The sequence below is a fragment of the Noviherbaspirillum aerium genome, from assembly GCF_008929045.1.
Classification (GTDB): domain Bacteria; phylum Pseudomonadota; class Gammaproteobacteria; order Burkholderiales; family Burkholderiaceae_D; genus Noviherbaspirillum; species Noviherbaspirillum aerium.
Genome location: NZ_VFAH01000001.1, coordinates 203,780 through 225,162, shown reverse-complemented (window position 1 = coordinate 225,162; position 21,383 = coordinate 203,780). Strand labels below are relative to the sequence as shown.

At 62.1% G+C, this 21,383-nt stretch carries 18 protein-coding genes and 1 riboswitch; of the genes, 7 read left to right on the top strand and 11 right to left on the bottom strand.

Annotated features, from left to right (window positions below; translation table 11 throughout):
- Positions 1 to 218: 218 nt before the first annotated feature.
- Complete coding sequence (apbC, locus tag FH061_RS01015; protein WP_151632088.1) at positions 219 to 1,307, bottom strand: iron-sulfur cluster carrier protein ApbC; 1,089 nt, start codon at positions 1,305 to 1,307, stop codon at positions 219 to 221.
- A gap of 208 nt (positions 1,308 to 1,515) precedes the next feature.
- On the opposite strand from apbC, the gene mobA reads away from it, so the two are divergent.
- The 3 genes from mobA to lon all read left to right on the top strand — a co-directional run bounded on the left by mobA (position 1,516) and on the right by lon (position 6,011).
- A complete protein-coding gene (mobA, locus tag FH061_RS01010) occupies positions 1,516 to 2,115 on the top strand; it encodes a molybdenum cofactor guanylyltransferase MobA (RefSeq protein WP_151632086.1) in 600 nt (199 codons plus the stop codon).
- Between the two features lie 74 nt (positions 2,116 to 2,189).
- On the top strand, positions 2,190 to 3,470 hold the full coding sequence (moeA, locus tag FH061_RS01005; RefSeq protein WP_151632084.1) for a molybdopterin molybdotransferase MoeA: 1,281 nt from the start codon (positions 2,190 to 2,192) through the stop codon (positions 3,468 to 3,470).
- A gap of 171 nt (positions 3,471 to 3,641) precedes the next feature.
- Entirely contained in the window at positions 3,642 to 6,011 is a 2,370-nt protein-coding gene (gene lon, locus FH061_RS01000; RefSeq protein ID WP_151632933.1) for an endopeptidase La, read from the top strand.
- On the opposite strand, the gene FH061_RS00995 is transcribed toward lon, so the two are convergent.
- Both FH061_RS00995 and FH061_RS31595 read right to left on the bottom strand, forming a co-directional pair.
- A complete protein-coding gene (locus FH061_RS00995) occupies positions 6,012 to 7,136 on the bottom strand; it encodes a cytochrome P450 (RefSeq protein WP_151632082.1) in 1,125 nt (374 codons plus the stop codon). It lies immediately after the preceding gene.
- A gap of 9 nt (positions 7,137 to 7,145) precedes the next feature.
- Entirely contained in the window at positions 7,146 to 7,679 is a 534-nt protein-coding gene (locus FH061_RS31595) for an antibiotic biosynthesis monooxygenase family protein (protein ID WP_151632080.1), read from the bottom strand.
- Between the two features lie 70 nt (positions 7,680 to 7,749).
- Between FH061_RS31595 and FH061_RS00985 the strand changes: the two genes are divergently transcribed.
- A complete protein-coding gene (locus tag FH061_RS00985) occupies positions 7,750 to 8,439 on the top strand; it encodes an ArsR/SmtB family transcription factor (protein ID WP_151632079.1) in 690 nt (229 codons plus the stop codon).
- Between the two features lie 16 nt (positions 8,440 to 8,455).
- On the opposite strand, the gene FH061_RS00980 is transcribed toward FH061_RS00985, so the two are convergent.
- The 5 genes from FH061_RS00980 to FH061_RS00960 all read right to left on the bottom strand — a co-directional run bounded on the left by FH061_RS00980 (position 8,456) and on the right by FH061_RS00960 (position 14,261).
- The gene (locus FH061_RS00980; RefSeq protein ID WP_151632077.1) at positions 8,456 to 9,217 is read right to left on the bottom strand and encodes a phytanoyl-CoA dioxygenase family protein; all 762 of its coding nucleotides are present in this window, start codon (positions 9,215 to 9,217) and stop codon (positions 8,456 to 8,458) included.
- A gap of 164 nt (positions 9,218 to 9,381) precedes the next feature.
- Positions 9,382 to 9,696, bottom strand: a complete 315-nt coding sequence (locus FH061_RS00975) for a hypothetical protein (RefSeq protein ID WP_151632075.1) — start codon at positions 9,694 to 9,696, stop codon at positions 9,382 to 9,384.
- A gap of 55 nt (positions 9,697 to 9,751) precedes the next feature.
- A riboswitch (cyclic di-GMP riboswitch) is annotated at positions 9,752 to 9,849 on the bottom strand.
- A 74-nt stretch (positions 9,850 to 9,923) separates the two neighbouring features.
- Positions 9,924 to 10,568 carry an MBL fold metallo-hydrolase gene (locus FH061_RS00970; RefSeq protein ID WP_151632073.1) on the bottom strand — a complete coding sequence of 215 codons (645 nt, stop codon included), beginning with the start codon at positions 10,566 to 10,568 and terminating at the stop codon, positions 9,924 to 9,926.
- Between the two features lie 270 nt (positions 10,569 to 10,838).
- On the bottom strand, positions 10,839 to 13,001 hold the full coding sequence (locus FH061_RS00965) for a leucine-rich repeat domain-containing protein (RefSeq protein WP_192804842.1): 2,163 nt from the start codon (positions 12,999 to 13,001) through the stop codon (positions 10,839 to 10,841).
- Between the two features lie 246 nt (positions 13,002 to 13,247).
- Positions 13,248 to 14,261 (bottom strand): GlxA family transcriptional regulator, encoded by a 1,014-nt coding sequence (locus FH061_RS00960; RefSeq protein WP_151632069.1) that lies wholly within the window; start codon positions 14,259 to 14,261, stop codon positions 13,248 to 13,250.
- 186 nt (positions 14,262 to 14,447) lie between these two features.
- Here FH061_RS00960 and FH061_RS30235 point away from each other — a divergent pair, with 186 nt between their 5' ends.
- Positions 14,448 to 14,876 carry an MAPEG family protein gene (locus tag FH061_RS30235; RefSeq protein WP_192804841.1) on the top strand — a complete coding sequence of 143 codons (429 nt, stop codon included), beginning with the start codon at positions 14,448 to 14,450 and terminating at the stop codon, positions 14,874 to 14,876.
- Between the two features lie 260 nt (positions 14,877 to 15,136).
- Here the strand turns inward: FH061_RS30235 and FH061_RS00950 are convergent, their stop codons facing one another.
- Together FH061_RS00950 and FH061_RS00945 are read right to left on the bottom strand one after the other, a co-directional pair.
- Positions 15,137 to 16,714 carry a leucine-rich repeat domain-containing protein gene (locus FH061_RS00950; protein ID WP_192804840.1) on the bottom strand — a complete coding sequence of 526 codons (1,578 nt, stop codon included), beginning with the start codon at positions 16,712 to 16,714 and terminating at the stop codon, positions 15,137 to 15,139.
- A gap of 286 nt (positions 16,715 to 17,000) precedes the next feature.
- On the bottom strand, positions 17,001 to 18,272 hold the full coding sequence (locus FH061_RS00945) for an amidohydrolase family protein (RefSeq protein WP_151632063.1): 1,272 nt from the start codon (positions 18,270 to 18,272) through the stop codon (positions 17,001 to 17,003).
- Between the two features lie 248 nt (positions 18,273 to 18,520).
- Between FH061_RS00945 and FH061_RS00940 the strand changes: the two genes are divergently transcribed.
- Positions 18,521 to 19,414, top strand: coding sequence for an ion transporter (locus tag FH061_RS00940; RefSeq protein ID WP_151632061.1), 894 nt, complete (start codon positions 18,521 to 18,523; stop codon positions 19,412 to 19,414).
- 132 nt (positions 19,415 to 19,546) lie between these two features.
- On the opposite strand, the gene FH061_RS00935 is transcribed toward FH061_RS00940, so the two are convergent.
- The gene (locus tag FH061_RS00935) at positions 19,547 to 19,870 is read right to left on the bottom strand and encodes a cupin domain-containing protein (RefSeq protein WP_151632059.1); all 324 of its coding nucleotides are present in this window, start codon (positions 19,868 to 19,870) and stop codon (positions 19,547 to 19,549) included.
- A 234-nt stretch (positions 19,871 to 20,104) separates the two neighbouring features.
- Between FH061_RS00935 and FH061_RS00930 the strand changes: the two genes are divergently transcribed.
- Positions 20,105 to 21,229 carry a branched-chain amino acid ABC transporter substrate-binding protein gene (locus FH061_RS00930; protein WP_151632057.1) on the top strand — a complete coding sequence of 375 codons (1,125 nt, stop codon included), beginning with the start codon at positions 20,105 to 20,107 and terminating at the stop codon, positions 21,227 to 21,229.
- The last annotated feature ends 154 nt before the right edge of the window (positions 21,230 to 21,383 follow it).

The window sequence follows — 21,383 nt, the reverse complement described above, 5'->3', positions numbered from 1 at the left end:
CGCCAAAAAAAGGAAAATTGCAGTGGCTTTTTGCACCCATGTGCCGGCCCTGATGAAATTTTTTCGTGTTGCAGGACTGTAAGCTTGTTGAAAGCAAACGATGGCAGGGATGCGCGCTGGCATCCCGCCGGGAAGGGATGCGGAACCGGCAAGCCGGCTCCTGGCGGAAAGAGGAAGGCCAGGCTGCCGGGGCGCTGCCTTGCCTCCTTTGAGTGGCTTCAGTCGTTCTTGATGACGATGCTCGGGAATTTGCTGCTCATGTCCTTTGCCTTTTCGGCAACCTTGACCGCCACCTTGCGGGCGATGGCCTTGTAGATGTCGGCAACCTGTCCATCCGGATCGGCCACCACGGTAGGACGGCCGGAATCGGCCTGCTCGCGGATCGACATGGTCAGAGGCAGCGCGCCGAGGAAATCGACGCCGTATTCGGCGCACATCTTTTCGCCGCCGCCCTGGCCGAAGATCGGTTCCGCATGGCCGCAGCTGGAGCAGATGTGCACGCTCATGTTTTCCACGATGCCAAGAATCGGAATGCCGACCTTCTCGAACATCTTCAGGCCCTTGCGCGCGTCGAGCAGGGCGATGTCCTGCGGCGTGGTGACGATCACCGCGCCGGTGACCGGCACTTTCTGCGACAGCGTCAGCTGCACGTCGCCGGTGCCCGGCGGCATGTCGACGATGAGGTAATCGAGGTCGCGCCAGTTGGTCTGTTCCAGCAGCTGCTGCAGCGCCTGCGTGACGATCGGGCCGCGCCAGACCATCGGCTCGTCGGGATCGATCATGAAGCCGATCGAGGAGACCTGCAGGCCGTGGTTTTCCAGCGGCTCCATGGTCTTGCCGTCGACCGTTTCGGGACGGGCGTTGATGCCCATCATCATCGGCTGCGACGGACCGTAGATGTCGGCGTCGAGGATGCCGACCTGTGCACCTTCGGCCGCCAGCGCCAGCGCCAGGTTGACCGCGGTGGTGGACTTGCCGACGCCGCCCTTGCCGGAGGCCACGGCGATGATGTTCTTGACGTTGGGCATGAGCTTGACGCCGCGCTGCACGGTGTGGGCGATGATCTTCGAAGTGACGTTGACGCTGACATTGCCGGCGCCCTCGACCGCGCGCACCGCGGTGATGACCGACTTGCGGATGGCGTCCATCTGGCTCTTCGCCGGATAGCCCAGCTCCACGTCGAGCATGACGTCGGCGCCGTCGAGGCGGATGTTCTTTGCCGACTTGCCCGACACCAGATCCTTGCCGGTGTTGGGATCGATAACCTGCGACAAGGCGGACTTGACTGCTTCAATCGAAATGCTCATTGCTTCTCCTGAATAGATGCCTGAAGTCTAAACCAGATTGCCGCTCCCGCGCTCGGACTTTGCATGCGCATCATGTTCCGGCCCGCGCCGGCTTGTGCCGGTGCGCGCGGCCCGCGCCGGGCCGCCATGCATCGCATCACCAATCGACAGAGGAACAATGCAGGAATTACAATGTCCGCCACCTGGGCTCTTCTTTCCGATATTGAACATGACGATCGCACCTGAACAGATTACCGGACTCATCCTCGCCGGCGGACGCGGCTCCCGCATGGGCCATGTCGACAAGGGCCTGCAGACCTTCCGCGGGGCGCCGATGGTGTTGCATGCCATCATGCGGCTGTCCCCGCAGGTCGGCGCGCTGATGATCAATGCCAACCAGAACATCGGCCCCTATGAAGGCTTCGGCTTTCCCGTCTGGCCCGACCAGCTGGGCGGCTTCGAAGGCCCGCTGGCGGGCCTGCAGACCGGTCTGCTGCATTGCGAGACCGATTACCTGGTGACGGCGCCCTGCGATTCGCCCTTCCTGCCGCAGGACCTGGTGGAACGCCTGGCCGCCGAACTCGCCGCGCAGGATGCGGAACTGGCGGTGGCGGTCACGGAAGAAGACGGGCGCCGCCAGCCGCACCCGGTGTTCTGCCTGATGAAGACATCGGTACTGTCGAGCCTGACCATCTTCCTGCAGGCCGGCGAACGCAAGATCGACAAATGGTACCGCTCGCTCAAGTTTGTCGAAGTGCATTTTCCCGACGACGCCGGCTTCCGCAACATCAATACCATCGAAGAGCTGCGCCGCTTCGAATCCGCCTGAGTTGCCAGCCACCAGCAACCATCTGCCAGCCACCGGCTCCCATCAACCGCCTTCCGAACTTACCGACCGCCGCCATGCCAAGCCTGTCCGAAGTCATCAGCTGCCTGTCCGATTACGATCCCAACGCCCTGCCGGTCGCGCAGGCGCAGCAAATCATCCGCGATGTCGTCACGCCGGTCGAGGCGGTGGAAAAGGTGGCGCTGCGCAGCGCGCTCGACCGCGTGCTGGCGCACGACATCATTTCGCCGATCAATGTTCCCCAGCATGACAATTCGGCCATGGACGGCTTTGCGGTTCGCGGCGCCGACGTGGGGCCGGACAAGGCGGCCACCCTGCGCATCATCGCCACCATCCATGCCGGCGGCGGCTTCGACGGTGAAGTGCAGGCCGGCGAGTGCGTGCGCATCATGACCGGCGCGCCGATGCCGCAAGGCTGCGATACCGTGGTGCCGCAGGAATTCACGCAGGCGGCGGGCGAAGGAGAGGTCACCATTCCGGCCGGCGCGGTGAAGACCGGCGACAACCGCCGCCTGCAGGGCGAGGACTTGAAGGCCGGCAAGCCGGCGCTGGCGGCGGGAAAAATCCTGCGTCCCGCCGACCTCGGCCTGCTGGCTTCGCTCGGCATCGCCGAGGTGCCGGTGCGGCGGCGCCTGCGCGTGGCGTTCTTCTCCACCGGCGACGAGTTGCGCTCCATCGGTGAACCGCTCGACCCCGGCTGCGTCTATGACAGTAACCGCTATACCCTGTACGGCATGCTCAGCCGCCTCGGCTGCGAGATCATCGACATGGGGGTGGTCAAGGATGATCCTGCAACGCTTTCGCAGGCATTCCGCATTGCCTGCGAAAGCGCCGATGCGGTGATCACTTCCGGCGGCGTGTCGGTGGGCGAGGCCGATTACACCAAGCAGATGATGGCAGAGCTGGGCGATGTCACGTTCTGGAAAATCGGCATGCGGCCCGGCCGCCCCATGGCCTTCGGCAAGATTTCCTCGAACGGCAGGAATGCCTGCCTGTTCGGCCTGCCCGGCAATCCGGTCGCGGTCATGGTCACCTTCTATTTCTTCGCCCGCGATGCGCTCTTGCGCATGATGGGCGCAGAGGAAAACCGGCTGCCGCTCATGCGCGTCGCCTCCGAATCGCCGATCCGCAAGAAGCCCGGCCGCACCGAATACCAGCGCGGCATCGTCGCCACCGGCGCGGACGGCGTGCAGCGGGTGCGCATCACCGGTTCGCAGGGTTCCGGCATTCTGCGCTCCATGTCCGAAGCCAACTGCATCGTGGTGCTGCATCATGACCAGGACACCGTCCATGCCGGCGACATGGTCGACGTGATCCTGTTCGAAGGTCTGGTGTAAGCGGAACTTTCCATTATTGCCCGCGGCTTATCCGGCATCAGCGTTTTCGCCGGAACAGCCCGGCCATGCCCGTGTCAAACCCCTCATATTTCAAGCAAGAGGGGCGACATGATCAAACTCGAGCAGGTGCATCTCCTTGAGGCAAGCCTCGGCGGACAAGGCAGCACCGCGATGGCCCAGATCAAGGCGGAGCCGAGCAAGCTGCCTGCTTTGCCGCCGGATGCGATGATCATCATTCCGGTGCGCTATCTCGTGCTGTTCCCCGGCATGATCGTGCCCATCAGCGTCGGCCGCGAAAGCTCCATCGCCGCCGCGCAGGAAGCCGTGCGCGGCGAGCATGACATCGGCCTGCTGCTGCAGCACGATTCCGAACACGAGTCCCCCCGCACCGACCAGCTCTACCAGGTCGGCACCGCCGCCAGCATCCTGCGCTATCTCACTTCCGACGAGGGCGGCCACTACATCGTGTGCCAGGGGCAACAGCGGTTCCGCATCGTCGAGTTCCTCGACGGCTATCCCTTCTACGTCGCCCGCGTCGAACGCCTCGCCGGCCCGGCGGAGGAAGGACCGGATATCGAAGCTCGCCTGCACCAGCTCAAGCAGCTGTCCACCGAAATCATCGACCTGCTGCCGCAGGCGCCGCCGGAGCTGGCCGCGGCCGCGCAGAACATGAACTCGGCGGCGGAACTCGCCGATTTCGTCTGCGGCCTGATGGACCTGCCCCTGCCGCAGAAGCAGCAGATCCTCGAAACGCGGGAACTGCTGCCGCGCCTCGATCATGTGATCGGCCATCTCGCCGAGCGCATCGAAGTGCTGCGCCTGTCCGAGGAAATCAGCGCGCAGACCAAGGAGCGCATGGAAGACAGGCAACGCGAATTCCTGCTGCGCGAACAGCTCAAGACCATACAGCATGAACTCGGGGAAACCGAAGCCGGCGATGCCGAAGTCGAAAAGCTGGCCGAGGCCATCGACAAGGCTGGCATGCCGCACGACGTCGAGGCGCATGTACGCAAGGAATTGCAGCGGCTGCGCCGCATGCCCGAGGCCGCCGCCGAGTATTCGATGCTGTGCACCTACCTGGAATGGATGACCGAGCTGCCGTGGGCCAGGCGCAGCGAGGACCGCATCGATATCGCCGAGGCGCGCCGCATTCTCGACGAGGATCATTTCGGGCTCGACAAGATCAAGCGCCGCATTCTCGAACATCTCGCCGTGCGCAAGCTCAATCCGGAAGGCAAGAGTCCGATCCTGTGCTTCGTCGGGCCGCCCGGCGTGGGCAAGACCTCGCTCGGCCAGAGCATCGCCCGCGCCACCGGCCGCAAGTTCGTGCGCGTGAGCCTGGGCGGAGTGCATGATGAAGCCGAAGTGCGCGGACACCGGCGCACCTATGTCGGCGCCTTGCCGGGCAATATCATCCAGGCGCTGCGCAAGGCCGGCACCCACAACTGCGTGATGATGCTCGACGAGATGGACAAGCTCGGCAGCGGCGGCATGCACGGCGATCCGTCCGCCGCCTTGCTGGAAGTGCTCGATCCGGAGCAGAACATCAGCTTCCGCGACAACTATCTGGCCCAGCCTTTCGATCTGTCGAAGGTGATGTTCATCGGCACCGCCAACATGCTCGACACCATCCCCGGTCCGCTGCTGGACCGCATGGAAGTGCTGCAGCTGCCCGGCTATACCGCCGAGGAAAAGGCGCAGATCGCGCGCCGCTACGTCATTCCGCGCCAGCTGGAAGCCGACGGCATCATGCCGCAGCAGTGCGAGCTCAGCGATGCCGCGCTCGATTCGCTGATCCGCGATTACACCCGCGAAGCCGGCGTGCGCAGCCTGGAGCGCGAGATCGGCAACGTGTTCCGCCATGTGGCCATGCGCATCGCCGAAGGCAACGCGTCGGCCTTGCGCATCGAGGAAAGCGATCTTGCCGAGATCCTCGGCCCGAGGAAATACGAAAGCGAACTGGCGATGCGCACCAGCCTGCCGGGCGTGGCCACCGGCCTCGCCTGGACCGCCGCCGGCGGCGAGATCCTGTTCATCGAGGCCAGCCGCACGCCGGGCAACGGCAGGCTGATTCTCACCGGACAGCTCGGCGAGGTGATGAAGGAAAGCGCGCAGGCGGCACTGACCCTGGTCAAGGCGCATTGCGCGGAACTGCAGATCGATGCCGAATTCTTTGAAAAGCAGGACATCCACGTTCACGTGCCGGCCGGCGCCATGCCCAAGGACGGCCCGAGCGCCGGCGTGGCAATCTATGTCGCGCTGACTTCACTTGTGCGCGACCGCCCGGTCTGCAGCGATTGCGCGATGACCGGCGAAATCAGCCTGCGCGGCATGGTGCTGCCGGTGGGCGGCATCAAGGAAAAAGTGCTGGCCGCCTTGCAGGCCGGCATCAAGGTGGTGATGCTGCCGGCCCGCAACCGCAAGGACATCGACGACATTCCCGAAACGGCAAGGCAGCAGTTGCGCTTCGTGTGGCTGGAAACGGTGGATGAGGCGCTGCATGAGGCGATCGGGAACTTGATTATCGGCGGAGTGGTATAGCTAAACCCGCTCGAGCTCCAGCGCAATCCGCTGCGCCAGCCGGGCATTGACCAGCGGCGCATGCGCGATGTCCTGCGCGGGCAGATGCACCCGGTATCGCGCAAAGAGCGCGCTCATGGTTTCCGCCGCCAGCGCCTCCGCATAATGCCGCGCCGCGCATTGATGCATCCCCGCGCCGAACCCAAGATGCGCGTCATTGTTCGGGCGCTTCGGATCAAACCGTTCCGGCCGCTCGAACACGGCCGCATCGCGGTTCGCCGCCGCCAGCACCAGCAATGCCGTGTCGCCCCTGCGCAGCAATGCGCCGCCGATCTCCATGTCTTCGGTCAGCACCCGCCGCGTATTGTGGATGGGCGGATCGAAGCGCAATGTTTCCGATACCCATGCCCGCCATTCGGCCGGAGTCATCCGCGACGGCTCGCAGGGCTGATTCATTGCCTGCAGCAGGACATTGGCAAGCAGCCCCCGGCCCGCATCCACGCTCTGGATCAGCATGCCGATCAGGTTGGCATTCAGGATCGCGCGCGTGTCGTCATCGTCCGGCACCTGCCATCCGGCGCAATGCCGCAGATGCCTTTCCACCACCGGATACACGGCGCCGATCACGCTGTTGACGTCGGCGACCTGCTGCGGCGATTTGTTCGGCAGCATCACCTGCGTTAGGCGGGCGGCGCAGGGAAGCAGGCAGGCAATATCCTCTTCCGGGAAACCGAAGCCCTTCATCACCGCCAGCATCGGCAGCCTGGCGCAGACGGCTTCCACCCAGTCCAGCTGCGGTGCCGCGCCGATCAGCCTGTCCACCAGCCCGGCCATCGCCACCGGCTGCAGCTGCTCGAACAGGCGCAGCAGGGCCCGGCGAAACAAGGCATGGGAAGGCGGGTTGGCAAGGCGCGCCAGCCTGCCGGCGACCAGGCGCGCTGTTGCGCCGAGCTGCCGCTCGCTGTCGGGATTGAGTGCGGGAATGTGCGCGCTTCCGCTTTGCAGCAGCCTTGCGCAGTCGGCATGCCGATACACCGCCCAGATGCGGTTGACGGGATCCCAGGCAACCGGGTCCTGGCGCAGCTGGTCGGCATACAGGGCGAACGGGTCCGCCACATCGGATTGCAGAAACAAGAGCTTATGCATCGGAGTCCCCTAACGCGCCACCGCAGGGAAATGCTGCGGCGCCTGTTGCCTGTCAAACAGGCCGTAATCGCGCAGCACTTCGCCATAGCGCAGGCCGTCCCCATGCCTTTCAGCGAAGGGCCTGCCATCGGCAAGCCCGATATGCCTGCTTTCCTGCGCCAGGCTTTGAAAAAGCCTGCCTGCGGCGTGTGCTTGTGCTTGTGCTGGCGGATTTTCCTGCAGCACGATCAGCGGCTGCGCCGAGTCCGCGGGAAAGGCATCGTGCATGCGCACCACCCGCAGCCGGTAATCATCGAACACGCCGCCGCGGCCGGCTTGCTGGGCCGCATGATGTTCGCCGTGGCCGCGCCATTGCACCAGCGCGGCCTCATGCCGCCAGAACGATAGCGAGAGAATCCAGCCGGGCTGCGTGAGACAGCGGAAACGCTCGATGGAAACAAAACCGTCGATCCCGTCGAGATGCGGGCGCAGCGCCGCCGCGGTATCGAGATAGCGCTGATAGCCGGACGGCGATGGCAGGACTTCGAATACGACTGCGAACATGGCAACCTCCGTGAAAGAGGCTCCAATGTTAGGATGCTTTTTCTGCTGATATTTCATCACGAGGTGAAGCATGGAATCCGCTGTCCAGATTGCAAGAGTGGCTGCCCTCCTGGGCGATCCGGCGCGCGCGGCGATGCTGTGGCTGCTGATCGACGGCCGGGCACGGCCGGCGGGAGAACTGGCTTTCGCCGCCAATGTCTCGGCGCAATCGGCCAGCGGCCACCTGGCCAAGCTGGTCGAAGCCGAGCTGTTGCGGGTGGAGACGCAAGGCCGCCACCGCTACTATTGCCTGGCGAGCCATACCGTCGGCATCGCGCTGGAATCGCTGGCGGCCATCGCGCCGCAGCCGGCCCCGCGCCCGCTGCCGGCATCGAAGGGTACGCCGCCGGCGATGCGCTTTGCCCGCACCTGCTACGACCATCTTGCCGGCGAACTGGCCGTGCAGCTGCTCGCCCAGCTCGAAGGAAAGGGACTGCTGTCGAGCAGCGACCGGCAGATGGAGTTATCGGCGCGGGGCGAGCAGGCCTTTCTCGGTTTCGGCATCGATCCCGCGCCGCTGCGCGGCGCCAGGCGCCAGTTCGCCTGCGGCTGCCTGGACTGGAGCGAACGCCGCTTTCATCTCGGCGGCGCGCTGGGCGCGGCGCTGCTGCAGGCGCTGATGGAGCGCAAATGGCTGCTGCGCGGGCAAGCGCCCAGGGTGCTGCAGCTCACGCCGCGCGGCAGGGAAGGGCTCAGGGAAGCGTTCGGCGTGGAAGTCTGAGGAAGCAGACAATCGATCAGTCGCCCAGCGCCACGTCGCCCGCCGCCGCCGAGCGGCTGCCGGTCAGGGGCAGGTTGCTGCGTCCGCGATAGGCGAACACCACCGATGTCTTTACCGCGTCGCCGTTGTTGCGGCCGGCCGCATGGAACAGGCCGCTGTGGAAGAACAGCACGTCGCCCGGCTGCAGTTCCACCGTGATGCCGCGCGCGAAGATGGCCTGGTTCTCCTCCACGTCCGGGCGCAGGAAATCCAGGTCGTCGAGCTGTTCGCGCCGGATGTCCTGCCGGTGCGAGCCGGGAATCACCCTGAGCGCGCCGTTGGATTCGACTTCGCTGCCCAGCGCCAGCCAGACCGAGACCAGCTCGTTGCGCATGAACGACCAGTAGCGGATGTCGCGGTGCCAGCCGGTCGCGGTGCCGAAGTTGGGATGCTTGGTCATCACGCAGTTGTGATGGGCCAGTGTCAGGTTGACGGGTTCGCCGATCAGCTGCCGCAGCCACTCGGCAATGCGCGCATCTTCCGCCCAGCGGCGAAAGGCCGGATCGCGCTGGTAAGCCGCGCGCAGCCGCCGCACCGTCCTGCCGCCGGGCGCATCGAGCGAGGCGGGCGCGCCGGCATAGCCGACTTCCGCCTCGTATTCGACCGGTGCCAGCTGCTGCCGCAGATGCGCCTGCGTGACGGCCTGCATCGCCGCGCAGGCTTCCGGCGCGGCCATCCCCCTGAATACCAGGTAACCGTCCTGGGCGAATTGTGCAAGCTGCGATGCGGAGAGCGGCATCTCGTTGTCCTCCTTGAATCCTGAATGATGCTGAAAGCGCGAAGGGCTCAACGTTAGCGCAAATCGGCATGGCGTGCGCGAATCCTGCGGCACATCTCTCATGCGGAACAAGTCAGGCAGGTCAGGGTGAAAACGCTCCAGATAGCGGCGAAACGGCAATCGCCTTAACGCTGCCCGAAATAATTGTTCATCTGATGCCGGCGCTCGGCGATGCGCCACAGCTTGCTTCCGCTGCTGTTGCGATCATCGAAGGCCTTCTTCTGCTTCGGGTTCGGAACGCCGCCGCCTTCAAGCGCAGCGCTGATCTGCGCCTTGAAGGCGGCGCGGAATTCGTCGGAAGAAAAACAGGACGGCGATCTCTTGCCCACCACGATGGTCAAGGTATCTTCATTGTGCGCAATGCCGCATTCGGCCCTGGCGGCTGGGGCCAGGACAAGAGCGGCGGCGGTCAGCAGGAATAGCGTCGGGAACTTCGGCATGTCGGCTCACAAAAATGCAAGGCATGCCAAAGGCGAAAAGCGCGGCTTCGCTTCGGAAGGCGGCCCCGCTGCCGTGAGCAATGTCAGAAAAACAGTGCTTTTAGGCCGGAAGCTTTGCGTCCCAATCTTTCAATTGGTTTGCCCTGCGGAAATATTTACTGAAGTATAGCAGCTTGCCGGAAAAAGCAAGCCTGCATCGGAAAACGGTGTCTGCTGCCTGCTGATGGTTACCCAAAGTGCGCGTCGCCGACAAAGGAATTGTGCTGCCGCTCATGGCCGAAGGTTGACGCCGGGCCATGTCCGGGAATGAAGGACACGTCGTCGCCAAGCGGCCACAGCTTGCTGCGGATGGCATTGACGAGCGTATCGTAATCGCCGCGCGGGAAGTCGGTACGTCCGATCGATCCCTTGAACAGCACGTCGCCCACCAGCGCCAGCCGCACACCTTCATGGAAAAACACCACGTGGCCCGGAGTGTGGCCGGGGCAGTGCAGCACCTGCAGCGTCTGTTCGCCGAAGCTCACCGTGTCGCCGTCTTCCAGCCAGCGGTCCGGCTCGAAGGCATCGACCGGCGTAAAGCCTTCGCGCCGGCTCGACACCGGTAGCCGGTCGATCCAGAACTTGTCTTCCCGCTGCGGCCCCTCGATGGGCACGCCGAATTCCTCGCGCACCAGGCCGGCCACCCCGCAATGGTCAGTGTGGCCATGGGTCAGCAACACCTTTTCCAGTGTCACGCCCAGCTGCTCCAGCGCGGCCCGCAGGCGCGGCAGTTCGCCGCCCGGGTCGACCAGCGCGGCACGCCTGGTGTTTTCACAGATGAGAATGCTGCAGTTCTGCTGGTAGGGTGTGACGGGAACGATGGCGCATTTCATGGCGGCGGCTGGAAAGAGGTGGACAAGTCGGCATCATACCAAGCCGGGCTTCATCCTTCATGTGCGGTTGACCCTGCGCAGTTCCTGAAAATCGGCGTGCGGCCATCTCATCAGGCTCGGTTTTCGGAGCGGGCGGACTCCATCGAATGCGGGCACTGCGAGCGCCGATGCGGCATGCAATGGCTTTGCGGCGCTCCGCAGCCGTCCAAACCGCTCCGCCGCACATTCGATGATGCCGGTTCAAACCCAAAGCCAGGATCGCGCCATGGTTCAATATTGAGAAATGTTGATGGATTTGGGCAGGCCATTCAACGCGGCGTCAGTCAGGTTGTCGCAGCCGCGCACGACCAGGTAGTCAAGCCCGCGAGGCAGGGATTGGATTGTCACGTCAGTAATTTGGTCAAGCAAGGACAAATCCAGAGACCTGAGGTTGGCGAACGTGTTCCATTTCGGAAGGTTCTCATCCGTGGCGTCGCGCAGGTGAGCGATATTGAGATGCTCCAGATTTGGTGCCGCAGGGGCTAATAATCTTCTTAAACGGGCTGCAGTCAGACGCGGGTTGTAACCCAAATCGAGATGCTTCAGAGCAGGCAAATTTGCCAAGCTGATCCTTCGAATTTCTGGGCATTTCGATGCATTGAGCGTATTGAGAGACGACAGGGCTGGCAACGCCGGCCTTGTCAGCGCATGGCAAGAAGAGATATCAAGGTGCTCAAGTTCCGGCAAGGCATTCAATGCAACAGCGAGCCCATGATCAGTGAGGCTGGAAGATCTGGCCACAATGAGGCTCTTCAGGCCTGACAAGCTCTGCATGGCCATTCCCAACCTTGCATCAGTGACGCCACCGCCGAGATCCGCCACATTGAGATGCGTGAGTTCACGGACATGCCGCATTGCTGCGGCAAATCCTTCCTCGGTGGTGTTCAGCCCCGTCCATCCGGAAATATCCAGATGCCTGAGCATCGGCACATGCTGCAGTGCCTCGGCAAGCGCCACATCTTCCATGTTCGACAGATTGGACAGGAAAAGATGCGTAAGCATCGGTACATGCTGCAATGCCCCCGTAAGCTGTTCGGGAGTGATGCCCGTCGAATCGGAAAGATTGAGATGAGTGAGCCGAGGTACGTGCTGCAAGGCGGCAGGCAAGTCATCATCATCAAGGTTGCTTGAGAAGGAGGCATCAAGCTGCTTGAGATCACGTGTGTGTTGCAGTGCTTCGGTCAGTCCGGTTCCGGTTATCGAAAGACAGTGACTCACATTTAGACATTGCAGAGTTGGCAAGCGCGCCAGTAATTGAACAAGCAGATCGTCAGTTAGCTGTATGGAATGCGATAGATCCAGGTGATTCAGATTGGTAGCGAGCGAGAACGCGTCGGCAAACTCGGCAACTCCGTCAACCTCGTCAAACTCATTGAGTTCGCTGCCAACACGTAATTTCAAATGGCCAAGCCGCGGCAGTATTGTGAACAGCCGCTGCATATCTTGGCCCATTACCGCAACAAGTTGCTTCTCTCCCGATATATCGAGCCGCTCAAGCGATGGCAGATGCTGGACTAAGCGCAAAATTCCATCAAAGGTTATGTCCGGGCACCCGGACATATCAAGGCTTTTGAGCGCCATCAGGTTAGCCTGGACCAGGCGCTGTAATTCAACATTACCGAAATGCGCATCTTTAAATGTGCCGGAAATGGTCAGTGACTTGATGCCGCCGGGGCCGTATGTCATTAACGCAGACTTGAGGTGTGCAGGGCTGCTTATACTGATGTGCTGCAATCCTCGCGCTCCCAAGCGTCGTAGTTGCTTCGATGCCAAACGCAACCGCTTGCGTCCCGCAGGGTCCAGCGCGAATGCTATTTCCAGTCGCAATTCTTGCGGCAGATATCCCAAGTTCCCCAGAGACAAATGCTCAATATCTCTTGTGTCATATTGCGTGGCGACCTCTGTCAACGGGTCGGGGCGAGCATCCACCTCGGCATGGCTGACCTGAGGGGAGGCCTCTACCTGGGCATGGCTAAGCTGAGGAGAGACCTCTACCTCGGCATGGCTGACCTGACGAGAAGCATCCACTTGGACATCACGGACCCCAGGAGAAGCATCCACGTTGGCTACGGTGCCCGGGCCAGCATCTGGTTCGGCATTGCCGACTACAGAATGAACCTGCGGTCCGGCATTAGTGACCTCACGAGTTTCAGGAGGCCGTCTGCTGCGCAAATGAAGAGCATTCTTCAATTTTGATAAGAAAGCGCGTGTCTGATTGCGCGGCTGACCGGCTCTGATTCTGGTGCTTGCCGGCTCCCTTGCTGGTGCGGCAGCCAATGCTGCACTTCCCTGCGAGTTTTCACTCCGTGCTTGTGTCGTTTGATCTGGACGGGGGCCGGAGAATAGGTGCAGGTTCCTAAAGGTGTTGCGCATGTCACTGATAGAAAATTTCATTTCCCCCCTTGAATGGATAACCGGTCCGGCCATCGTCCGGATTCATGGAACGCTAAAATGGAGCTCGTGTGTGGCCTTTGTCGAAAGATAGTTCCATCGATAATTTGCCTGACGTGGAAAGAACGCCAGTCACATCGTGCAGGAGTCTTTCGCCGCATCCGCAATCAAGTTAAGGAAGCCCTTAGGGGTTTTGACCAGGATTGCTTTGGAGGAAACGCGCACGATGGAACAGGCCGGCACCGCAGCTTACTGCCGCAACCCGAAGCGTGCCCGGTATTCCCGCGGCGTCAGCCGGGTGCTGCGCTTGAATACCTTGCTGAAGGTCGAGACATCCTCATAGCCGCAGCGGCCGGTAATGTCTTCCAGCGACAGCCGGGTCGATTCCAGCAGCGCCTTGGCGCGCTCCACCGCCAGCTGCTGCGCATACTGGATCGGGCTCATGCCGAGCGCCTGGCGGAAGCGGCGCAGCAGCGTGCGCGGCGTGGTATTGCAATGCTCGGCCAGCGCCGTCATGGTCCAGGGCTGGTCCATGTGCTTGTTCAGCCAGCGACGCGCCCGGTCGATGCTCGCATGTCCCTGGTCCTGCATCATCGCCGTGGCGACATAGGGCGCCTGGCTGCTGCGGTTGCCGTCCATGACCAGCACCTTGGCCACGCTCTGGCGCAAGGCTTCCCCGCCGAAGCGGCCGACCAGCCACAGCGACAGGTCGAGATAGGACGTGACGCCGCCGGAGGAAACGAACTGGCCGTCCTCGACCACCAGCTGTTCCGCATCCAGCGCCACTTCGGGATAGCGCTTGCGGAAGAAATTGCCCAGCCACCAGCTGGTGGTGGCGCGCCGCCCGTCGAGCAGGCCGGCCTGCGCCACCAGGCAGGTGCTGGAACAGCTGGAGATGATCGGCCTGTCCAGCCGCGCATAGCGTCGCAGCAACTCCTTTTCCGGACCAAGCTCTTCCAGCAGCGGCGTCAGCTCATGGGCTTCGGTATGGTCGATCCCGGGCAGCATGATGGCGTCGAATGCTTCCGGGTCCGCCGCTTCGGTAGCAAAGCTAAGGCCGCCGACCTGCATGCTCCTGCGGTTGCGCACGCCGAACCATTGCGCCTCGAAGCGCACCCGCTGCGCCGCCGGCCGGTGGGCGGAGAGCGCGGTGGCGATGCGGAATACATCGAGCGGCAGCACGGCCCCGCTGCGCAGGCAGCCGGGATAGATCAATACGCCGATGCGGATGGTGCCGGGACTGGTGTCGGGATCATTGGGCATGTGTCCGATTTAACCATGAATATGTCGTTTCCGACAATGGCGTGTTTGACGCCGCATTCCGATAATGGCGGCACGATCAACCAACAAGGAAATGCACATGCCGCACATGATCTTTGCCGACCTGCACGCCACCAGGCGCGCGCCTTCGCCGCAACAGCGCCGGCGCACCAGCCGGGAGGCGCAGCAATGAATGCCTATCCTGCCCTGCCGGCCTTCGCGCTGGCTCTCGCGGCACTGTTCCTCAAGACCACGCTGACCAGCTTCCTGCAGATCGTCAGCCGCTTCCGCAGCCGCAGCTTTCTCGTGCCGGAAGACGCGGCGCTGGCGGGTGTGCGTCCAAGGGAGAAGGAAGCGCCGCTGGTGCAGCGCTGCGGCCATATCTGGCGCAACGATGTTGAAAACCTGCCGCTGTTCCTGGCACTGGCGCTGACTTATGTACTGCTGGGAGCGACGAAGGAATCGGCGCAGCTGCTGTTCGGGCTGTACGTCGCCGTACGCTACGCACACACCATCGTTTATCTGCGCGGCCTGCAGCCCTGGCGGGCGCTGTGCTTCTTCGGCGGTCTTCTCATCTGCTGGATCATCGCGGTGCGCATCGTGATGCTGTTGATGTAGGCACGATGCGAGGGTAGGAGGCCTGCTATTGAGGCGGAAGGGTTGCACACTTGTTTTGCGTCCGAGCCCGGCTGGCAGGCCGGGTGCCCATCTGCAACAGCCGGCGCGGATGGCAAGCAGGGTTGCGCATCGCGCCGCGCATGGCGCGATGCGCAGTACCGTGGACAACCTGCGTTCGCCAAGTTCCACGCAACGGAGCCTGACGGCTGCAGACTCGAACCATACCCCTCCGTATGCTGAACGGGCGAAGGCAAGCCGTGCTAACTCGTTGAACTCACATCGGGAATGACGGCTCTCAGTTTCGCTTTCGCTTCAGTGCTTAATTTCGTGCAACCATCCACCCCAAGATACTGCAGTGTCAGAGGGAAATTTCTTCGCAAAGGCCGCAAACCGGCGCTGGTCACATTGCGGGACCGATGAACTTCGAGGTGCTCAAGATTGCGTTGCTTTCGCAGGACACCGCTCAGGTGCCTGTCGGTGATTCCGGTATCAGAAATTTTCAATATCTTGAGGGAAGGCGGCAGTCGTTCCGAAAGGCTTGAACCGACTATGCTGGCACGCGAGATATCCAGCTCATCCAGAGCGGCAAACAAGCGCAGATCCGGCATGGCCCCATCGCTGGGAATGCGCCCCTTCAAGTTGAGGCGCTTAAGATTCGTTCCTGCGTTTTGGAGTACCCCGTCAAGCATTTGGCGATTGGTTTCTTGCCCCAATTGTACATTCGTCGATAAGTCGAGTTCTTCCAGCGCGGGCAGGTTTCCGACTCCTACGGTAACTAGGCTGTCGTTGTAGGCTAAATTCATTTTCTTGAGGATGCGATGGCTATCCAATCTTAATGTTGTCAAATTCTCGCAATGGCGCGCCTCGATGGTTTCCAGTGCAGTCATCCCAGACAGTATTACTTCGGCCAGATTGCGGCAGAAGCTGAAATTAAGTTCGGCCAGACTGCGACATCTTTGCAGTAGTGGGGTGAGTTCCGCAGCAACTATTTCGCCGCACGAAGACAGATTGAACCGGGCAAGAGCAGGAAAACCGTCTTCTGGAGCTTGAATGGCAAGGAGATGACGGCAATTGGATACATCGAGTTCTTCCAATCGACGAAGCGGAAGGCTTACTGTTCGTAAGCCTTCGCATCGTGACAGGTTGAGATGCCGGAGATCGGGGACATGGTTCAGTGCCGTTGCTATGCCCTGATCCGTTAATCGGATGCATCCCGATACATCCAGATGCTGGAGATCGGGAACACGCTGCAATGCCGCGGCAAGCCCTTGATCCGTTAAATTTTGACATTGCGACAGATTGAGATACTCGAGAGAGACAGGCAGTGTGTTCCAGTCCGTGTCCGCGAAAGCTGACCCCGAAATGCTGAGTGCTTGGATATTGGCATTACCATAGGCGTTCAATACGTCAGCGAGATGTTGGGGCGAGTTCACGTTCTCATGCTGCAGCTGGCTGGCTGCAATCGGTTCCGCGCGCTTGTTCAGCAGACGATAGTTCTTCCGGGCGTTCATCGGCATCATGGACAAGATGATCCGTTGCAGTTCCGGCGGCAGGTTTGTAAGCCGATCGGCATGACTTTCGACCGCAGGCATGCCGGTAGGCTGGAAAGCTTGTGCAACGCTCTCCGCCGTCGGTTGCGTGTTCTTGGTGATGCAGCACGACATAAGCCGGCTACGCCAGACGACCGCCTCGACCATGCTCTTATGCGCACGACTTCCGGTAACGCCTGGCGCCGTTTGCGCTGGTGTGTTCTGCCTGGTATCGGCAATTTGCGTATTTTTTGGAAGACTGTTGGAGCCTGTTACATATACATGGTATGAACCAATCATTTTAGTCATGCGTCGTTTCCTCAAGCAGAGACAGGGGCGACGGAATCCATTTCTTAAAGAAAAGAGGAATCCGGGCCGCGGTATGGAAGGCATGAGTGTTTCCGGAAGCGAAACAGTTCCATGCCGCCCACCACGCCCACGTCTACTCCCATCGCGATGGGTCGCTTCAAGCCGTTGAAACAAAAGATTGAAACAACAGGTTTGCCTTCAGTGAACTCATTTGGGCTTGCTGAAAACGCTTTCTTTAAATATTTCATGGCTGCGCGGGTTCAGCCAATGCAGGACCGCAAGCAGCTCACCGCCCCAGCCGGAAATTCACCTGTTCCGGCCGCCCCGGCAAATTAAGCTCGGCACGCGCCGGCGGCGACTGGCTGATCACCCGTCCACGCCGCAGCACATAGCGCCGCGCCGCGCGCAGGCGGATCGCCTCGATCGTGCTGCCCGCATCGAGAATGACCAGGTCGGCATGGCAGCCGGCCTGCAGGCCGTAGCCTTCCAGGCCGAGGATGCGCGCCGGCGTTTCGGTGATGGCGTCGAAGCAGGCGCGCATCGCTTCCTGGCTGGTCATCTGCGCCACATGCAGGCCCATGTGCGCGACTTCCAGCATGTCGCCGGAGCCCATGCCGTACCACGGGTCCATCACGCAGTCATGGCCGAAGGCGACATCGACCCCGGCGGCCATCAGTTCCGGCACGCGGGTCATGCCGCGCCGCTTCGGATAGGTGTCGTGGCGGCCCTGCAGCGTGATGTTGATGAGCGGATTGGCGATGGCGGCGACGCCGGATTCGGCGATGAGCGGCAGCAGCTTGCTGACGTAATAGTTGTCCATCGAGTGCATCGAGGTCAGGTGCGAGCCGGCGACGCGGCCATGCAGGCCGAGGCGGTTGGCGTGATACGCCAGGGTTTCGATGTGGCGCGACAGCGGGTCGTCCGTTTCGTCGCAATGCATGTCCACCCGCAAGCCCTTGTCGGCGGCGAACGCGCACAGCAGCCGCACCGATTCGGCGCCATCGGCCATGGTGCGCTCGAAATGCGGAATGCCGCCCACCACGTCCACGCCCATGGCGATGGCCCGCTTCAAGTTGTCGAACGCAGCGGGACTGCGCAGCAGGCCGTCCTGCGGGAAGGCCACCAGCTGCAGGTCAAGGTAGGGCGCCACGCGCCGCTTGACTTCCAGCAGCGCCTCCACCGCCAGCAGGCGGTCGTCGCAGACATCGACATGGGTGCGGATGGCGAGCAGCCCGCGCGCCACCGCCCAGTCGCAGTACTGCAGCGCCCGCTCGATCAGCGCTTCCTGCGCCAGCAGCGGCTTGAGTTCGCCCCACAGCGCAATGCCTTCGAGCAGCGTGCCCGACTGGTTCACGCGAGGCAGGCCGTAGCTGAGCGTCGCATCCATGTGGAAGTGGGCATCGACGAACGGCGGCGCCGCCAGGTCGCCATGGGCATCGATCTCCTGCCTGCCCTTGAGGGCGAGGTCGGTGCCGATGGCGGCGATCCTGTCACCGGCGATGGCGATATCGGCACGGGTATGGTCGGGCAGGGTGGCGTTGCGGATGACGAGATCCATGCGGCTGTTTTCCTCTACGGTGGATGGGTTGCGGGCCAGACGGCTTCATATTCACATTCGAATTCTTGCAGCATCCTGCGATGCGATGGTGCGTTTCCTCAGTCAAAGGGCGCGGCAAGACAGTGCGGCCTGGTTGCCGCGGCAAAAAAGGTGCCGGCATCATTCGGGAAGACCGCAGGCGCCGGAGCGGCAACATGCGTCCTGTAGAATCGTGCCTTCCAGGATTTCCGCACTTCGGCCTACCCATCATGAACCAGCGCATTTCATCGCAGCGCCCGCCGCGGCCTGCCCACCCGGCTGCCTATTTCGGCCGTCCGCAGGCGGGCTGGCGGGAACGCCTGTTTATCATCATCTTCGAGGCGGACACGGTGCCGGGCCGGGTGTTCGACTTCAGCCTGATCGCCGCCATCCTGCTGAGCGTGACCGTGGTCATGCTCGACAGCATCGAGAGCATCGGTCTCCGCTACGGCAGCGTGCTCCACGCACTGGAGTGGTTCTTCACCATCATCTTCACGCTGGAGTACATCAGCCGCCTGTCCTGCGTGCGGCATCCGATGCGCTATGCCACCAGTTTCTTCGGCATCATCGACCTGCTCTCCATCGTTCCCGCCTATGCGGCCCTGTTCATGCCGGAGCTGCACGCGCTGATCGATTTCCGCCTGCTGCGGCTGCTGCGCATGTTCCGGCTGCTCAAGCTGACGTCCTACATCGAGGAGTATTCGATGCTGGGCAACGCGCTCCTCGCCAGCCGCCGCAAGATCTTCATCTTCCTGTCGGTGGTGGCGATCCTGGTGATCCTGAACGGCACGCTGATGTACGTGATCGAAGGCGGTCCGGGCACGCCCTTCAGCAGCATCCCGACCGCGGTGTATTTCGCCATCACGGCCGTCACCACGGTCGGTTTCGGCGACATCACGCCCAGGACCGATCTCGGCCGCGCGATCACTTCGCTGTCGATGCTGATCGGCTGGTCGATCCTCGCGGTGCCGACCGGCATCATCACCTCGGAAATGACCCTGCAGCGGGTGCAGCCGAAGCCGACCACCCGCACCTGCCCGGAATGCCTGGCCAGCGGCCTGGATGCCGATGCCAATTTCTGCAAGGGCTGCGGCACGCGCCTGCCGCATTACGAGCACGACTGAAACGGCGCGCTTACAGCTTGTAGATCCGGCCCGAAAATAGGTTGGGCCGAATCCCCTCGCCCGGCCTTGTTCCGAAGGTGGAGGGGAGGGGGAGATCAGCAACCCGGAAGATGAACAATCTTTCCGGCCGAATCAATGGTAGAACACGGCCAGCCAGACCGACTCCTCATCAGCCGCCGTCCATTCCACCCGGTGCCTTTCATGGGCCGCGATATTGACGAAATCGCCTTCGCCGAGCTCCAGCAGCCGGTCGCCGCGCTCGAAACGCAGGCCGGCCCGGCCCTTGAGCAATACCACCCATTCATGCTCGGCCTGGTCGTACCAGAAGCCGGGCGGCGAGGCATGGCCGCGCGAAACGATGCGTTCGATGCGCACATTGCCGGCGGCGGCCAGGGTCTGCATCAATTCCTGCGGCAGGGCGGCCGGAATGCCGCTGTACAGATTGCTCGATTCCATGGCGTCAAGATTGTTGTCGAAGTTCCATTTCCCGGGAAAAGCCGAATTTAATTCACCTTTGCCGGCTCCAGAAGAATAATTTGCTACAAATGCCCGGTTTACGTAAAAAGAACGCAAGATAATTTTGCATGACCTTGTCCATAATCCACAGCCGTGACCCCACCAGTTCACAGCGCTGGCGCTGGCCGACACGATCGCCGTGCCATGGAGAAGATACTTAAACGAGGAAACCACATGTACCAGAACAAGATTATCGCCGCACTGGCCCTGGCCGGTCTGGCAAGCGTCGCCACCGCGCAGGAAACCGTCGTCAAGATCGGTCACAGCGGCCCCCTCTCGGGCGCGCAATCCTTCGCCGGCAAGGACAATGAAAACGGCGCCCGCATGGCCATCGACGAGCTGAACGCCAAGCCGATCACCGTCGGCGGCAAAAAGGTCAAGTTCGAACTGGTCAGCGAAGACGACCAGGGCGATCCGAAAGCCGGCGTCAACGTCGCCCAGAAACTGATGGACAGCGGCGTCAAGTTCGTCGTCGGCCCGTACAATTCCGGCGTCGCCATTCCCGCATCGCGCGTCTACAACGACGCCGGCGCGCTGGTCGCCACCGTCGGTTCCAATCCGAAGATCACCGAGCAGGGCTACAAGTCGCTGTACCGCATCAACGCCAGCGATTCCCAGCTCGGCTCCAAGATGGCGCTGTATGCCGCCAAGGAACTCAAGCTGAAGAACGTCGCCGTGATCGATGACCGTACCGCCTACGGCCAGGGCGTCGCCGAAGAGTTCAAGAAGCAGGCCAAGGCTTCCGGCTTGAACGTGGTCGGCCACGAGTTCACCAATGACAAGGCTTCCGACTTCACCGCGATCCTGACCAGCCTGAAGTCGAAGAAGGCGGAAGCCATCTTCCTCGGCGGCTATGCTCCCCAGGGCGGCCCGATGGCGCGCCAGATGAAGCAGCTCGGCCTGAATGCCAAGCTGCTCGGCGGCGACACCATCTGCGCAGCGGAAATGGGCAAGCTCGGCGGCGACGCCGTCGGCGAGAACGTGCTCTGCGCGCAGGGCGGCGCGATCCTCGACAAGGCCGCATCCGGTCCTGATTTCAAGAACAAGTACAAGAAGCAGTTCAATCAGGACCCGAGCGTGTATGCCGCTTCCTTCTACGACGGCGTGATGCTGTACGCCGAGGCCATGAAGAAGGCCGACTCGGTTGATCCGGCCAAGGTCAATGCCGCCATCCGCCAGGGTTCGTTCAAGGGCGTCGCCGGCAACTACTCCTTCGACGACAAGGGCAACATGAAGGAATCCCCGGTAACCGTGTTTACCTTCAAGAACCAGCAGCCGGTTCCGCTGACCAGCTATTGATCAGCGCTGGCCATTGCTGCCGGCCGATTGCTGTTGATTGATTCCCGGAGCAGATTCCGGGAATGCATGGCAAACAAGAAAGCGACGCTTCGGCGTCGCTTTTTGCTTGGCGCGACGTTTCCCGCCATCAGCTCGCCGGCGCCGATGCTGCGTC

Excerpts from the sequence above, each read along its gene's own strand:
- FH061_RS00980 (WP_151632077.1), bottom strand. The coding sequence starts at position 9,217 with ATGCCGCTCTCCGCATCGCAGCTTGCACAATTCGCCCAGGACGGTTAC.
- FH061_RS30235 (WP_192804841.1), top strand. The coding sequence starts at position 14,448 with ATGAATGCCTATCCTGCCCTGCCGGCCTTCGCGCTGGCTCTCGCGGCA.
- FH061_RS00945 (WP_151632063.1), bottom strand. The coding sequence starts at position 18,272 with ATGGATCTCGTCATCCGCAACGCCACCCTGCCCGACCATACCCGTGCC.
- FH061_RS00985 (WP_151632079.1), top strand. The coding sequence starts at position 7,750 with ATGGAATCCGCTGTCCAGATTGCAAGAGTGGCTGCCCTCCTGGGCGAT.
- FH061_RS31595 (WP_151632080.1), bottom strand. The coding sequence starts at position 7,679 with ATGTTCGCAGTCGTATTCGAAGTCCTGCCATCGCCGTCCGGCTATCAG.
- moeA (WP_151632084.1), top strand. The coding sequence starts at position 2,190 with ATGCCAAGCCTGTCCGAAGTCATCAGCTGCCTGTCCGATTACGATCCC.
- FH061_RS00970 (WP_151632073.1), bottom strand. The coding sequence starts at position 10,568 with ATGAAATGCGCCATCGTTCCCGTCACACCCTACCAGCAGAACTGCAGC.
- FH061_RS00930 (WP_151632057.1), top strand. The coding sequence starts at position 20,105 with ATGTACCAGAACAAGATTATCGCCGCACTGGCCCTGGCCGGTCTGGCA.
- FH061_RS00935 (WP_151632059.1), bottom strand. The coding sequence starts at position 19,870 with ATGGAATCGAGCAATCTGTACAGCGGCATTCCGGCCGCCCTGCCGCAG.
- FH061_RS00995 (WP_151632082.1), bottom strand. The coding sequence starts at position 7,136 with ATGCATAAGCTCTTGTTTCTGCAATCCGATGTGGCGGACCCGTTCGCC.
- FH061_RS00940 (WP_151632061.1), top strand. The coding sequence starts at position 18,521 with ATGAACCAGCGCATTTCATCGCAGCGCCCGCCGCGGCCTGCCCACCCG.
- FH061_RS00975 (WP_151632075.1), bottom strand. The coding sequence starts at position 9,696 with ATGCCGAAGTTCCCGACGCTATTCCTGCTGACCGCCGCCGCTCTTGTC.
- mobA (WP_151632086.1), top strand. The coding sequence starts at position 1,516 with ATGACGATCGCACCTGAACAGATTACCGGACTCATCCTCGCCGGCGGA.
- lon (WP_151632933.1), top strand. The coding sequence starts at position 3,642 with ATGGCCCAGATCAAGGCGGAGCCGAGCAAGCTGCCTGCTTTGCCGCCG.
- FH061_RS00950 (WP_192804840.1), bottom strand. The coding sequence starts at position 16,714 with ATGACTAAAATGATTGGTTCATACCATGTATATGTAACAGGCTCCAAC.
- apbC (WP_151632088.1), bottom strand. The coding sequence starts at position 1,307 with ATGAGCATTTCGATTGAAGCAGTCAAGTCCGCCTTGTCGCAGGTTATC.
- FH061_RS00960 (WP_151632069.1), bottom strand. The coding sequence starts at position 14,261 with ATGCCCAATGATCCCGACACCAGTCCCGGCACCATCCGCATCGGCGTA.
- FH061_RS00965 (WP_192804842.1), bottom strand. The coding sequence starts at position 13,001 with ATGAAATTTTCTATCAGTGACATGCGCAACACCTTTAGGAACCTGCAC.